Annotated in this window: 13 protein-coding genes; 7 read left to right on the forward strand and 6 right to left on the reverse strand. The window is 47.2% G+C overall.

Going from position 1 to position 13,871, the window contains the following annotated elements; translation table 11 throughout:
• Positions 1 to 67: 67 nt before the first annotated feature.
• Both FD47_RS06705 and FD47_RS06710 read right to left on the reverse strand, forming a co-directional pair.
• Positions 68 to 850 (reverse strand): potassium channel family protein, encoded by a 783-nt coding sequence (locus FD47_RS06705; RefSeq protein ID WP_054734139.1) that lies wholly within the window; start codon positions 848 to 850, stop codon positions 68 to 70.
• A 17-nt stretch (positions 851 to 867) separates the two neighbouring features.
• Positions 868 to 3,012 carry an LTA synthase family protein gene (locus FD47_RS06710; RefSeq protein ID WP_056980308.1) on the reverse strand — a complete coding sequence of 715 codons (2,145 nt, stop codon included), beginning with the start codon at positions 3,010 to 3,012 and terminating at the stop codon, positions 868 to 870.
• Between the two features lie 404 nt (positions 3,013 to 3,416).
• On the opposite strand from FD47_RS06710, the gene FD47_RS06715 reads away from it, so the two are divergent.
• The gene (locus tag FD47_RS06715; protein ID WP_054734142.1) at positions 3,417 to 4,079 is read left to right on the forward strand and encodes a histidine phosphatase family protein; all 663 of its coding nucleotides are present in this window, start codon (positions 3,417 to 3,419) and stop codon (positions 4,077 to 4,079) included.
• 29 nt (positions 4,080 to 4,108) lie between these two features.
• Positions 4,109 to 4,534 (forward strand): GNAT family N-acetyltransferase, encoded by a 426-nt coding sequence (locus tag FD47_RS06720; protein ID WP_056980309.1) that lies wholly within the window; start codon positions 4,109 to 4,111, stop codon positions 4,532 to 4,534.
• A 169-nt stretch (positions 4,535 to 4,703) separates the two neighbouring features.
• On the opposite strand, the gene FD47_RS06725 is transcribed toward FD47_RS06720, so the two are convergent.
• The 3 genes from FD47_RS06725 to FD47_RS06735 all read right to left on the reverse strand — a co-directional run bounded on the left by FD47_RS06725 (position 4,704) and on the right by FD47_RS06735 (position 9,519).
• Positions 4,704 to 5,828: an acyltransferase family protein gene (locus FD47_RS06725; RefSeq protein WP_056980311.1), complete on the reverse strand. Its 1,125-nt coding sequence runs from the start codon at positions 5,826 to 5,828 to the stop codon at positions 4,704 to 4,706.
• 193 nt (positions 5,829 to 6,021) lie between these two features.
• Positions 6,022 to 6,492 (reverse strand): C40 family peptidase, encoded by a 471-nt coding sequence (locus tag FD47_RS06730; RefSeq protein ID WP_008211179.1) that lies wholly within the window; start codon positions 6,490 to 6,492, stop codon positions 6,022 to 6,024.
• Between the two features lie 318 nt (positions 6,493 to 6,810).
• Positions 6,811 to 9,519: an MMPL family transporter gene (locus FD47_RS06735; protein ID WP_056980313.1), complete on the reverse strand. Its 2,709-nt coding sequence runs from the start codon at positions 9,517 to 9,519 to the stop codon at positions 6,811 to 6,813.
• A gap of 161 nt (positions 9,520 to 9,680) precedes the next feature.
• Between FD47_RS06735 and FD47_RS06740 the strand changes: the two genes are divergently transcribed.
• The 4 genes from FD47_RS06740 (at position 9,681) to trxA (ending at position 12,540) form a co-directional block, all read left to right on the forward strand.
• Complete coding sequence (locus FD47_RS06740; protein ID WP_054734148.1) at positions 9,681 to 10,661, forward strand: linear amide C-N hydrolase; 981 nt, start codon at positions 9,681 to 9,683, stop codon at positions 10,659 to 10,661.
• A gap of 16 nt (positions 10,662 to 10,677) precedes the next feature.
• Positions 10,678 to 11,295 carry a glycoside hydrolase family 73 protein gene (locus FD47_RS06745; RefSeq protein ID WP_056980315.1) on the forward strand — a complete coding sequence of 206 codons (618 nt, stop codon included), beginning with the start codon at positions 10,678 to 10,680 and terminating at the stop codon, positions 11,293 to 11,295.
• Between the two features lie 185 nt (positions 11,296 to 11,480).
• Positions 11,481 to 12,242 carry a TerC family protein gene (locus tag FD47_RS06750; protein ID WP_054734165.1) on the forward strand — a complete coding sequence of 254 codons (762 nt, stop codon included), beginning with the start codon at positions 11,481 to 11,483 and terminating at the stop codon, positions 12,240 to 12,242.
• Positions 12,217 to 12,540: a thioredoxin gene (gene trxA / locus FD47_RS06755; protein ID WP_056980317.1), complete on the forward strand. Its 324-nt coding sequence runs from the start codon at positions 12,217 to 12,219 to the stop codon at positions 12,538 to 12,540. Before FD47_RS06750 ends, trxA begins: the two co-directional genes overlap by 26 nt.
• Before the next feature lie 216 nt (positions 12,541 to 12,756).
• Here the strand turns inward: trxA and FD47_RS06760 are convergent, their stop codons facing one another.
• Complete coding sequence (locus FD47_RS06760; RefSeq protein WP_054734151.1) at positions 12,757 to 13,146, reverse strand: hypothetical protein; 390 nt, start codon at positions 13,144 to 13,146, stop codon at positions 12,757 to 12,759.
• Positions 13,147 to 13,287: 141 nt separating this feature from the next.
• On the opposite strand from FD47_RS06760, the gene FD47_RS06765 reads away from it, so the two are divergent.
• The gene (locus tag FD47_RS06765; RefSeq protein ID WP_056980319.1) at positions 13,288 to 13,845 is read left to right on the forward strand and encodes a GNAT family N-acetyltransferase; all 558 of its coding nucleotides are present in this window, start codon (positions 13,288 to 13,290) and stop codon (positions 13,843 to 13,845) included.
• Positions 13,846 to 13,871 lie beyond the last annotated feature (26 nt).

Below are 13,871 nucleotides of genomic sequence, written 5' to 3' on the forward strand. Positions count from 1 at the left end.
TTAGAAGCTGACACGATCAGCTTTCTGACTGGATCTGATTTTTTGATGTGAATTTAGAAATAAATGATCATTTTCGCTTTTTCTTCGGGCGGGGACTGGCCTCACCCTTTTCTTCCCGCAACAGTTTTTCCATGTTAGTCACCTGTTTTGACAAGCGTTCGACTTGATGGGACAGCCGCTTCAGCGTTTTTTCCTGCTCGTCTTCTTTGTCAGTGTTGGTGAAGAAGCCGGTAATCGTTGAGGTTAACAAACCAATAAAACCGATCCCGCCAAGCATGAGCAGTGAGGCGACAATTTTACCGCCGGCCGTTTGCGGCGTTTCGTCACCGTAACCAACAGTGGTCGCGGTCGTAATCGCCCACCAGAGGGCCTCTTGGAGCGATGTGTGCTCGAAGGAAGCAAATACCAGCGAACTGCCGATCAGGATAACCAGCGAGATGGAGAATAGGTAAATGAACCCGGTATCGTATAGGAACCGATGAAGGCCGTTGGTAAATTTGCCGGACCAGCCCAACTTCCATAAAAGGTTGTATTCCCGGATGATGGCGAAGATCCGCGCAATCCGGAAAAGGGCAAAAACTGGGTGAGAGGGAATCAGGGCGATTAGGTCAAAAAGATTGGAAATCAGAAAATTCTTTTTGGATTTTGCCAGCCTAAAGCGGACAAGGTAGTCAATTAAAAAACAGATCCAGATTCCGAAAAAGATCAGTCGATAAATCCCGTGGCGCAGCGTGATGACGTTGACAACGGCTAAAATAACCAGGCCAAAGGAAACCAGTGCCAGGAGCACGATTAACACGTTGTAGCACAGAAGCCAAATTTTGTTTGTCGACTTATCAAGCTGTTTCATGATTGATTCATCCCCGTTTAACGACTGCTGTCATTATTACTTGCATCCGGGTTGGTAATCTTGATTCGGTTGGAATCAGTTGACTTATGATGGATTTCCGGTGCGTTCGTAACGTAGTCTTTGATCGTATTTCCCCGTTTAGAATAGAGACTGGTTGACTTCTTGCCGCGTTTATCGGCAATCTCGCGTTCCTTTTGATAACCGTTGGCGTAATTATACTTCCGCGGATCGACGGTTTCAAACCCCTTTGGATGGTAAAAGCGCAACAGGTTCTTTTCGTTGAGGGAATCGGATAAGGAGAGTTCCTTATCAACGCGGGCCTTGTCCTTATCAACCTGTTTCTTCTGGCGTTTCGTTAGCTTCATCAGCTGACCGGTTTTGTTGGAATAGATATCGCCGCTAACTGACGTGAAGCTTGGGCTGACCCAGTCCTGATTTCGGAAGGCGACTACCTGATCATGCTGCTTGGAGAAGATGTCGGTGCCAAATTGAACGTAGCGTTTGGTGCTGATCCCCAGAAGGTGCATGAGCGTCGGCAGGACGTCAATTTCGCCAGCGTACTTATTAGAAACGTAACCGTGCTTGGTGCCCGGCAGATTGATGATGAGCGGCACCCGTTGGAGCTGGGCGTTATCGTAGTCCGTCCAGTCATCAGGGTTCTTGCCAAGAGCCTTCGCCAAGTTCTTATTCTCAGAATCGGAAATGCCGTAATGATCGCCATACAGAACGATCATTGAGTTTTTCAGCAATCCAGTCTTTTTCAAGTAACGGTAAAATTCGTGAATGGACTGGTCGAGGTAATGGGCGGTCACAAAGTAATTGTCAACCACGTCATCACCGGTATCGGTCGTCTTGAAATTAGGACTTGTATCTTCCTTATCAAGATCGTAAGGAAAATGGTTGGTAACGGTAATATACTTCGCGTAGAATGGCTGCTGGAGGTTCTGAAGGTATTTGACGGAATCTCTAAACAAAAGCTTATCCTTCAAGCCGTAGCCCATTGAGCGGTCACCTGACGTGTCGTAGTAGCTGGCGTCGAAGAAGTATTGGTAACCCATTTCTTTATAAACGTTATTCCGGTTCCAGAAGCTGGCAACGTTGCCGTGGAAGACGGCGCTGGTGTAATTGCGGCGCTGTTTGAGAATGGCAGGGGCGGCCTGGAAGGTGTTGTCGCTGCCAAGCTGGGCGAAGAGCGATCCCTGTGGCAAGCCATACGTGCTGGTTTCCAGCATGTTTTCGGCGTCCGAAGTTTTTCCTTGGCCAACCTGGTGGAAGAAGTTTCTAAACGAGTAGGAGGATTTGCTCTTATAAAGCTTATTTAGAAACGGCGTGACTTCCTTGCCGTTAATCTTTTTGCCGATGAGGAACTGCTGGAAACTTTCCAGATGAAGAATGATGACATTCTTCCCCTTGGCGATACCGTAGTATTTTTTATTTGGTTTAGCGTAGTGCGAATGGGTAAACTTGAGCACGTCGTCGAGTTCCGACTTGGTGGCAGTTGCCCGTAAGTCATTGTTATGCTGCGACTTGAGGCCGTCATAAACGGTAAAGGCGTCTAGACCGAGGTATTTAACGATGTAAGTGCGGTCAAACGTCCGGGTTAGTAATTGTGGACGGTCCATTTCACCCAGAGAAAGGTTAATGGCGAAAAATAGCAGGGAAAATGACGTCACGGCCAGACCGATTCGCCGGTTAAGCGGCCGGTGATCAATCTTGATTTTTTTGGTGACGAGTAGCGCGATAATGACCACTAAGTCGATCCAGTAGAAGACATCGTGAAAGTTCGTCAGGGCGATGGAACTGCCGCTGAGGCCCTGATTGACTTTGGAATAGCCGGTCATGGTGCTAACGGTCATGAAGTCGGTGAATTCCCTGAAATAGATCACATTGAGGTAGAGGAGAACCGTGTTTAAAATATCAATAATAATGGCAATTGGGTAGAAGGTTCGGCTTTTTTTAAAGTAGAGGGCGATTCCTACTAGCAGAAAAGTGGTTGCCAGGGGATTAATCACCACGATGATGAACTGAAAGGGATTGGTGACGCCGAGTTTAAAGTCAACGAAGTAGGCAAGCATCGTTTTGGCCCAGAAACAGCTTATCAAGAGAATGAGAAAACCGATTCGAGTACTACATTTTGCGAGGATTGATTGAACGTATTTCAAAATTCAAGCTCCTTAGGTCTGAGATAATCATACTTGTTAATCGTATCAGAAAAAAACGACAAATAAAGGTGGAAATGGGGAATTTGGGGGAAAGTTAAGGAATAAGAGTGCAAAAAAGGGCGCTTTGACCATGATATTTAAGCCCAAGCCACGATTATTCCGGTTTTTGGAATGATTGTGGCTTGGGCTTAAATATTGATGGTCAGCCCTTTTTTGCACGTTTCAGCTAGGTAGCAGGGAACCGCACGATTATTCCGGTTTTTGAAATGATTGTGGCTTGGGCTTAAATATTGATGGTTAGCCCTTTTTTGCACGTTTTGTCAATGTCGCGGTTATCCCCCAGGCAAACTTTGGTATACTTAAAGCAATCAAGACAAATATAACAATCCAAAGGATGTGGCATCATGACTAAATTTACTTTGTATATGGTTCGTCACGGTCAAACCTACTTTAATATTTATAATAAACTCCAAGGCTGGAGCAATTCACCCCTCACAAAGAAGGGCGTTCAGAATGCCGTTGATACCGGTGAAAAATTAAAAAATACTAAATTCGTGGCGGCATACTGTAGTGACACGACCCGCGCTGAAGTGACCACCAAAGAGATCCTGAAGCGGAACCTGGTTTCGGACGTTAATAAGGAACCGACAACCTCCCCATTTTTCCGGGAAGAGTTTTACGGTTACTTTGAGGGTAATGATATGGACCAAGCATGGTATCTCGCGGGGGCGCCTCATGGACTACCAACCTTCAAAGCGATTGTGGAAAAGTATTCAATTGGCAAAGCTAAGGACTACCTCAAGGACGCCGATCCGTTCCACCAAGCTGAAAACAATACTGAATATTGGGACCGGCTTAATCAGGGGCTTGATTTGATCAAAAATAACCCGCAAATTAAGGATGGCGACAACGTTCTGCTGATCAGTCACGGAAATACGTTATTAAGCCTGGTTGAACGATTTGGCAACGGTCAGTTTGACGTAACGGAACGACCGGCAAACGGCAGTTTAACCAAACTGGAATTTGATGGCGATGACGTAAAGGTCACGGCCTACAACGAACAATAACCATAATCTGACTTAAGAAGTGATTGGATTTGAAAATCGAACGAACCGACGCATTGAACGATATCTACCAGGACGCCCGTTCGATTCGCCAAGCCGTTTTCGTTGGCGAACAGGGAATCGATCCTCAATTGGAGTTTGATGGTACGGATGGGCAGGCCACCCATTACGTTGCTTATGTCCAGAACCAACCGGTTGCGACCGCCCGTGCGACGGTGACTGACCACGGGGTTCATATTCAAAGGGTTGCCACGTTGGCGGCGTTCCGGCACCGGGGATACGCGAAAAACGTATTGCAGGCAATCCTGGATGATGAACGGTACGCTGGCCAAACCCGATTCTATCTCGGCGCCCAGCAAACTGCCGTGGGCTTATATCAAACATTAGGTTTTCAGCAATTCGGCCAGCCCTTCATGGAGGTCGGCATTCGCCACGTTAATATGGTGCTGAGTCGATAATTTAAAATTTGAAGGCTAACCCAAAAGGGGGCGCTCTTTCCAGCGTATAAGAGGCCGGGACAAAACTCAAATTTTGTCCCGGCCTCACGGTTTATCCGAATGTTACCTAGCTGAATCATGGGCCAGAAAGCAGCTTCCGGCCGTATAAGGGGATTATGTCCCACACGCTTTAATGAATACCATGCAAATGAGTCGGGGATGCGGCGGCTTCCTTAGTGCGATGGCGAATTTGCTGCCAGATGACATGCAACCCGAATGCGGATCCAAATGATAACAGCCACGTGCCAATGTAAATGAGCCCAATGCCAATCCAAAGGTGGCGGGTTGTCAGGCTGCGGCCGGGACCCATCCATAGGAGGTAGATCCAAAAAGCGTTGCCCAGGAATGCCTTGTAGGCATAATTCGCGAGGTTATGGACAACTTTTGCAATCTTGGGTTGATTATCAATTTGGAAGATGCCAAACGCCGCGATTAAGGTGATGACCGTTAAGTCATAGATCATCATTGATGGCTTGTAGTAAGGAGCGTTTGTGAGCCGCACCGGGTAGCCAAAGTTAAATAGGGCTTGGTTGGTCCAATAAAAGCTCCCTAAAAATAATAGGCAAATCATTGGCCACCAAACTCGAAAAATTCGGTTGGCTGACAGACGGAATTCCCAGGCCAGCATGCCAAGAACGCCATAAATAAGAAAACTGATGAAGACGCGGTCGAGTAAATACCAGCTATGCATGTGAGGGCCGTGAAAGACCTGCTGATCGTAGAATACCAGCCAGCTCAGATAAATGACGGTGGTAATGCCGATAACCATTCTGGCCCGGCCCCGCCGGTGATGAATCCAGTGAGCGAGAAACCAGAATGCCGGCATCAAAATAACAAATTGCATCATCATCGTGTTGTACCAGAGGTGCGGGGCCGCGTTGCCGTTGATAAATTGCCAGAGAAATGTGCGCAGGTCGTGGAAATGACGGACCTGCTGAAGTTCGGGCGTCACAATCAAGTAAACGCCGGTCCACAGAATCGTTGGCGCAAAGGTGGCGTGCCATTGCTGTTTGAGATAGGTTCCATACGTTATTTGGGGCGTCATCGTGAGTCGAGAAGTTGTAAACAGGATTGCGAAAATGAATGCGGGCGCCGTGAATTTAATCAAGTTATAAATGATGCCAATGTCAAATTGGTGAGTTTCGGATGGATGTTCTGTGAGTGCAAACGCCAAAATGGTCTGCAGCATCACAGCGCAGCAGGAAACCAATTTTAGGTAGTCACCGATGTCAGGGCGCTGAGCAGGTTTTTCCATAGTTCTCCCTCCGTTTTGTTATTAGGTTAATTGTAGTTGAATTGTGTGAAATTTGACAAGTGGCTAACTGATTTACGGCCGCTGCCACAAATTGTGGGCATTATAAAAGGCTGGGACCAATTCTGATCCCAGCCTTTTGAGTAAAAAGTTAGTTTGTCGCGATATTAATTTAAGTTGTGGTTAGATTAAGTGACTAGTCATCGAGGTCAGTTACATGAACGCCACCAACGTAATGCCACCAAGGGGCCTTAACGTTTTCAGTGATCACGCCACGGTTTTGAGCATCGACCATCTTGCCGTTGCCAATGTACATGCCAACGTGCGAGATTGATGAAGTGCTGCCGCCGAAGAATACCAAGTCACCCTTCTGGAGGTTGCTGTATGAAACTTTCTTTTCGGCATTGTATTGTGCTTGAGCAGTCCGGGGAAGCTTAACACCGGCGCCCTTCTTGTAAACGTAACTTGTGAAGCCTGAGCAATCAAATGATGAAGGTCCGGTTGCACCCCATACATATGGCTTGCCGAGATTCTGCTTTGCGACGGTGTACAGTGATGAATATGAGGCATCGTCGTCAGCCTTTGCTGCTGAGGCTGTACTGAATCCTGCGGTTAGTAATGCGAAGAATGCAACGACGACTAAAATGATTTGCTTATGTAATTTCATAATTTTTCAACAACTCCCTATCAATTTACAAGTACAATTCTATCAATCTAGTGTTGCATTTCTGTGACAAACAATTATCAATGCAGTTAAAGAAGATTTCCGGCTGAAACATTGGTGGGTGGCTTATTGAAAGGTACTGGTGAAAACACTGCCATAGTGGGATTAAAGTTATCCGGATAAATAAAAAAACGCCTGAGATTCTCAGACGTTTCGTGACAATTTCGACTTGAATGAAGCATTTTAACGAAAATTTACGGGTTTATTCCCAATATTTCCGGTGAATGTTACAATTTGTGAACAATTTTGCGAGCGGATTGACTACTTATTCTTCAAAATGTGCTTTTTATTCGGGAGGGTCACGGCTAATTTACCCATCGATGAGACAATCATTGGCAAGATGAGGTAGAAGACCGCTGCGGTGTAGATGACGATCAGCGCGACCTCGATCATGCCAAATGACGCGCCAAAGGTTAACGCGATTGCCAGGATCACGATGACTAACAGAATATACCGGACAATCTGTCCGTAACTCGCCATGGTTGGCCGAATCCAGTCCAGAAGTGACAGTTCGGTATATCGGTATGATAATCCAAGAGCGATGATTTGCCAGGCGCCAAACGCGACTAAAATCGTGGCCGCCATAATTGGCACTTGCCAGTCAAACTGCTTAATACCAGCAATGAAATGCATCGTCAGGTAGGTGAGCTGGAAGCCGGTGAGCGCGGACATGGCAAACGTCACGGTCCAGTAAAGCGGTTGAAGAATTGCCCGGCTGACGGTAAAGACGGCCGCAAGAATGCCAATGATGAGAATCAGGAATAGTGTCAGAAAGTGGTGGCTCATTTTGGATTGCGTCATGGCTTGGGTGACTGGTTCACCGGTAATGGCAACCTGAGCATCTGAAAGGGCGGTGCCGCGCAGCTGAAGATTGATCTGCTGCTTAAGTCGATTGACCTGCTTAATATTCGTCGTACTTGACGGCGCGTTCTTGAAGACGACTTGAAGGGTGGTAATCTTCTGGTTCTGGCTGGTGTAATTCAGCATTGTCTGTTGAAAGTCCGTGTCGGCAAGCTGGGCCTTGGTAATGTAGTAGACGTTGGCGCCACCGGACTTCTGTAAGCCGCTGAGATAATCATAAATGTGATTTAACTGGCTGGTTGACGAAGTGACTTGGCGGTTGACCTTCTTTAACGCCTGCTGGATTTGCTTAATCTGTTGACTATAATTCTGAAGATTGTTGTAACTGTTCTCGCCGTAATTTTGAATAACCTGCCCTTCGGCGGCCAGCTGACTTACGCCGGAAGAAACGTTCTGGAGTGACTGGTTCAACTGATTAATCTGGCGCTGATAACGCTGGACCTTCTTTGAAGCGTTGGCTTGAACTGAGGTCCCGGCATTCGCCGCGGCGTTATTGACCTGGGATGCCAGGCTGCTGCTGCTTTGAACGATCTGGTGACTCTTCTTGACCAGGGCAGCCATTGACCTGACCTGTTGTTTCAAGGATTTTAGATCCAAATTATTAGCGTTGGACGTAATTCCGTTGGATGCTTGGGAAAGTTGGCCAGTGGCCTGTTTAGAGCTTAAGCCGATGGATTCCAGCTGATTGGCAACGTAGTACTTTTCAATTGGCATGCCGCCGGGCTGCGTCAACGAATAGACATCGCTGACGCCAGCCGTATGTTGTAACTTGGTGGTCAGCTCATCTAAACTTTGAAGGGATTTCTCATTGGTCAGCGGTTTATCAGCTTTCAGATAGATGGTGACCGGGGTTGGTTTGCCCTCGCTAAAGTGAGCCTGCAGAACACGGGCCCCTTTGACAGCTTGACTGGTTTCCGTCAGGTTTGTCATGGGCGAAAAGTTGAGACTATTGTGGTAGAAGTAAATAAATGGCAGGGTAATATAGAGAACCACCAAAAAGCCGGCAATTGGCTGCCAGAGTGAAAATTCGGTGGCTTTATTCCAATATGAAGCCTTCATGGCGGGCTTCAAAGTTGTCGTTGGCCAGAAGATACTTTCGCCCAATGCAGCCGTGAAGACGGCGTTGAGGGTGAGCGTTGCCAAAATCAGGACGGGGTAGGTAATTGCCAAAGCCCAGAGTGCTTGAATTTCATCAAAGTGAACCAGGCCGCACAGACCAAATAGGATGGTCAAAGCGCCGCCAACGATCGTGATTGGGAATCGCAATCCTTGAATGGTTTGTTTGGTTGCGGCGCGCGGTTCCCGTTCAACGGTGAGGACACTCTTGAGTTTTCGGAAAATGTAGATATTCCAGATGGTGCCCAGAACCAGTACCGCCAGCCCAATTTCTAACGGCACGTACTGGGTGAAGGCCCAGTTAAAGTGGCTGGCCAGGTTTAGTGAAATGCTGTAAGAAGTAACGAACGCCGTAAATAAGGTAATAAACGAAATTAGAGCGGCTAAGATTGCCCTAAAGTAGATGCCCACAATCAAGATCGACGCAATAAATAACGCGACTAATACGATCTTTGTGACTTGCGCGGTGGTCTGGTTATTGACGTCCCGGACAATCTCCGGACTGGTAACGAACGATTTTAGCCCGGGAACTTTAACCTGGGTCACCAGCTCACTGGTGAGAATCCGCAGATCGTTCTTCGGGTTAATATCTAACGAAACGACCTGGGTTGACCCGTCCTTAGACAGCATTTGCGCCTGCCCCGACACATTTGTGCTTGGCGTGACGATGCGTTTAATACTATAGTAAGACTGATGTTTTTTTAAACCATCAATCGTTGACTGGATGGTCTGCTTTTGTTTTGAGGTTAATTTTCCGCTTGGATTCTCATAGACGATGTTAATCGTTTGTGAATGGCCTAACTGGTACCCCCACTGATCGCGTAAATTTGCCGCTTTTTGCGGCTGTGAATTGGCGCTGAAAGTTGGCTGACTATACCGCTGTAATGTATTAGTTATACTTGGAGCGGAAATAATTGCAATAAAGACAATTATCAGCCATACTAACAGCGTGAACACGCGATTTTGATGAAATTTTGACATTATACCCTGCATGAAGTCGTCCCCTGTAATATGTACTAAAAAATCGATAAGAGTTATTTCCCATTTAATAAAATTCTACCATTTTATGACGGTGGTTGCGATAGCAAATCGCCGTGCAGCTCAATTATAATGGAAACTAAACGATTTAATGAAGATAGAAGAGGTGAAGTCTCGTGTGTACCAGCATTTTACAAATTGGTCAGATTGACGGCAGCCACGTGCTTGCCCGGACAATGGACTGGCCGCGACTCGGTGCCAAGCCATTTTTTGCGCCCCGCCATTACCAATGGCGATCCGTTTTCGATAATCAGGAATACGTGACGAAATACGCGCTGCTGGGCTCCGGCGGAAAACACGGCCAGCGAATCGATGCCTCTGACGGGGTGAATGAATTCGGCCTGGCGGTTCAGAAGTTAACCTTTACCAATGGCAGCCAGTTGGTCGAAGAGCCGACACCCGGAAAGATGCACTTAGCGCCGTTTGAACTTTCCTTTCATTTGCTTGCCAACTACCGTTCGGTCCAAGAAATTATCGATGACATCGAAAATATTGAGCTGATGGCTGATACTCATAGCTTATTGAAGTACGGGCACAGTGAACTCCACTTTGCGGCGTGCGACCCCACCGGCCGAATTGTGGTGGTTGAACCGGTAACCCAGCCGATTGAAATCATTGAAAATCCCCTGGGGGTTCTCACCAACAGCAATCACTTTGACCGCCAGATTAACCGCCTCGAGAAGTATTTGGAATTTACCCCCGCTTTTGAAAATGGGACGGTGCCGCTGAATGCGCCGCGGGTGACGACCGGCAACGTTTCCGGTAAGTCAATTCCGCCGGGATCGTATTCGCCAGGATCCCGGTTTATCCGGGCAGCCTACTTAAAGGAGCGCATTGACCTCCCTGATGACGAGACGGCAGCGTTTGATAACTGCTGGCATTTGTTAGATTCGGTCAACGTTCCCAAGAGTTCAGCTCACCAGCCAACGTACTCGGTGTACCGGGCAGCGGTGGCGTGCGAAAGCCGGAATTATTATTACCAGCCGTACCACGCAAAGTCGGTGGTTAAGATCCAACTGACTGACGATATGATTCAACGGACTGAACCCATCTTCTTTGACGTTGCCAATGAAGTGACGTTTCAGGAATTCAATTAAGTGAGATGAGTGAACTTTGTGGAAGAAAATCGGCTGGACGAGCCTGTTACTATTGGTGACGGTTATTGTCATCGGGGCGGGCCTGACAATTCGGCATCAGCGAAACATGGCCACGCCTAAGCGGGCAATCCCCGAGGTGACCCAAACTGGCGGCGTCCACGTGACAATTAAACAGAAGGATGCCTTTATTCGGTCAATCGCGGTTCCAGCCGTTCGCAACTTTCAGCGCAACCGGCAAATTTTACCCAGTGTGGTGATCGCCCAAGCAGCTTTGGAGTCACAATTCGGTACGTCAGATCTTTATTCCGAGGCCCATAATCCCTTTGGCGTCAAGGGGACCTATCAGGGCCAATCGGTCACGTTTTATACGCGGGAGGTTGAAAATGGCAAATCAGTTCGCGTTTTGGCACAATTCAGAAAGTATCCCAGCGTTGCCGCAGCGATCATCGATCACAACCGGTTGGTTCACCGTAAATTTGTGCGGCGAACCAATCTTCTGAGTTACCGAACGACCACGCGCCTGCTTCAGGAAAATGGGTACGCGACTGATCCGCATTACGCGGCGAAACTTAATCGGCTGATCGTGAAATATCATCTGGGAAAATACGATTTGAAAGCGCTCAACGACGATTAGTTGATGCCTGCCTATTGCTCTTGGATTAAAAATAATATATGGTAATGTACAGAGAAAAATGACGGTGGTACCATTCCGATTTTAATGGTGATGGGATGCCGCTTCGTCGAGACGGTCACCATAAGCGGTTTTGAGAATCAAGGGGCGGATGGTGGCCACTAATCTGGGAGGTCTTGCTAAAATTGTTGAATTGGGTATCTGACCTATATGGTCCGTTTTTTGATCCACATAATTGGAGCACCGTCATTACCAGTGGCGGTGACTGGCTGATTATTTTGTCGCTGGTAACGATTGAGTGTTTGCTTTCAGTTGATAATGCCGTCGTCCTTGCGGCGCAAACCCAGGCGCTGCCAACGAAAATTCAGCGGGAAAAGTCACTGTTTTACGGCTTATGGGGCGCCTACTTATTCCGATTTTTAATCATCGGCCTGGGCACCTACCTAATTCATTTTTGGGAAATTAAAGTCATTGGGTCTGCATACCTACTGTACCTGGTGTACAGCTTCTTCAGAAAGACGCGGGTTGTTCGAACCCACAAGCTTGCCAGCCAAAATAAGCGGGGGCGATCTCTGTTTTGGTCAGTGGTCATTCAAATTGAGTTCATGGATGTGGTTTTCTCCGTCGACTCAGTACTGGCATCTTTGGCCATTTCGCCGAACCCGGTGATCGTCTTAATTGGGGGGATGATTGGCATCCTCGCCATGCGGGGGGTTGCTGAAGTGATTATGAAGTTAATGGGCAAGATCCCCGAACTTCAGCCAATGGCTTACGTATTAATCGGCATTATTGCGATTAAGCTGTTACTGTCGATTCCAATGATTGATATCGAGATCCCAGCCCCGTTATTCGGGGTCGTTGTGATCGTCGCTGTCATTATTACGCTGATTATTCATTACGTTCGCAAAAATCGGAGGGCTACAGATGAGCGTCGAGATAACGAAGGATAACTTAACTGCCGAAACCGCCAATGCATTAACCATCATCGATTTCTGGGCGCCGTGGTGCGGCCCCTGCAAGATCTTGGATCCGATTCTTGAAGATTTGGAAAAGAGCTATGGTGATCGGATTCATTTCGGGCGGATGAACGTTGATGGCAATCAGGAAATTGCGGAACGCTACCACGTGATGAGCGTGCCCAGCCTCGTCATTTTTAAAAATGGCCGGGCCGCTGAGAAAGTGAGCGGTATTTTTCCGAAAGCCAAGTTGGCGGCCTACTTCGACAAAAAGTTAGCCGAAGTTCAATAAATGGTGATTTATAAAATATAGCAGAGTGTGGGACATACCTCCTAAACTGAGAGTATAAGGGGATTATCCGAATATCCTGGGCTTGGATATTTGGATAATCCCCTTATACGGCCGGAAGCTGCTTTCTGGCCCATGATTCAGCTAGGTAACATTCGGATAAACTGTGAGGCCGGGACAAAATTTTGAGTTTTGTCCCGGCCTCTGCTATTTTAGACACTATTTGAATGGCGGAATCTGCCGCTCGGAAGCCTGTTGGCGTAACTTTTTGTCGAGGATGTCCAACCCTTGGAGGGGAAAGTTGAAGATTGGGGCAAAGTAATTTTTGCGATTCGGATCCGGGACAACCTGGCTTTGCTTGAGGTTGGGAATCAGTGCTCGTAAATCAGACTGACTGAGCTTCAAAGCCCGGGCATAGTACATGACGCGTTGATACACGACATTTTTAAACCACAGGTAATAGGCAATCAAGGCCGCGGCGATGTACCAAAAGATGCTCCAAGTGATGCCGATTTTGGCTGGGGCGAGAACTCCCAGATAAAGGGCACCGACGGCGAAAATGATGTAAATAATGAGCCAAAGAATGGCTAATTTGACTTTCGTTGACATATTTATCCAACTTTCTCATTGTTTTTTAATGCGATTGTCCCTTATAATGTTATCAAAGCATCTCAAATGTGATGATGGATTTTGGGCAGGAACTTTGTCTGGTGAACAGACGTTAGTTCTATTATATAGGAGGTTTTTGAAATTAAAGCAAATTTTTCAGTTGAAACCGCACAGAAGGACGACTATTCAGCCATTCGGAAAGTCATTGCGGAAAGTTACGCCAATCAGGAGACTAACAGTGATGGTGATGAAGTGGACATGGTTGACCGGCTTCGGTTTTATGATGATTTCCACGAAAACTTTGAAGTGGTTGCCAAGGACCACCATGAAATCATTGGGCACGCCCTGATGATTCCAGTCACTATCCGTTCAGTTAACCATCGTCACAAGATCGTGTCAATTGTTGAAGTCGCCGTTCCCGAGAAGTATCGGCATCAAGGCGTTGGTCAGGGACTGATCTACGAGCTTGAGAGCCGCGCCCAGCTGGCTGGCTTTGAAGCGGTGAGTGCGGTTGATAATACCGACTTCTTCTATGAACTGGGATACGTTGCGGCGGAAAACTTCAACATCTTCTCAACAATGCCGGTTGATATCAGTGCCAATCTGATTAAACCATTGGCTGACGGCAGCCTGTTTAACAAGAGCGGTAAAATCTATTATCCAGAAGAATTCTATGGTATTCGGCGGCTTGAATCGTAATTTTGCCAGAATTTGGGCCTAAATGC

The organism is Lentilactobacillus parafarraginis DSM 18390 = JCM 14109 (assembly GCF_001435895.1).
GTDB classification, from domain to species: Bacteria; Bacillota; Bacilli; order Lactobacillales; family Lactobacillaceae; genus Lentilactobacillus; species Lentilactobacillus parafarraginis.

Coding starts and splice junctions, on each gene's coding strand:
- FD47_RS06705 (WP_054734139.1), bottom strand. CDS start 850: ATGAAACAGCTTGATAAGTCGACAAACAAAATTTGGCTTCTGTGCTAC.
- FD47_RS06715 (WP_054734142.1), top strand. CDS start 3,417: ATGACTAAATTTACTTTGTATATGGTTCGTCACGGTCAAACCTACTTT.
- FD47_RS06725 (WP_056980311.1), bottom strand. CDS start 5,828: ATGGAAAAACCTGCTCAGCGCCCTGACATCGGTGACTACCTAAAATTG.
- FD47_RS06730 (WP_008211179.1), bottom strand. CDS start 6,492: ATGAAATTACATAAGCAAATCATTTTAGTCGTCGTTGCATTCTTCGCA.
- FD47_RS06735 (WP_056980313.1), bottom strand. CDS start 9,519: ATGCAGGGTATAATGTCAAAATTTCATCAAAATCGCGTGTTCACGCTG.
- trxA (WP_056980317.1), top strand. CDS start 12,217: ATGAGCGTCGAGATAACGAAGGATAACTTAACTGCCGAAACCGCCAAT.
- FD47_RS06760 (WP_054734151.1), bottom strand. CDS start 13,146: ATGTCAACGAAAGTCAAATTAGCCATTCTTTGGCTCATTATTTACATC.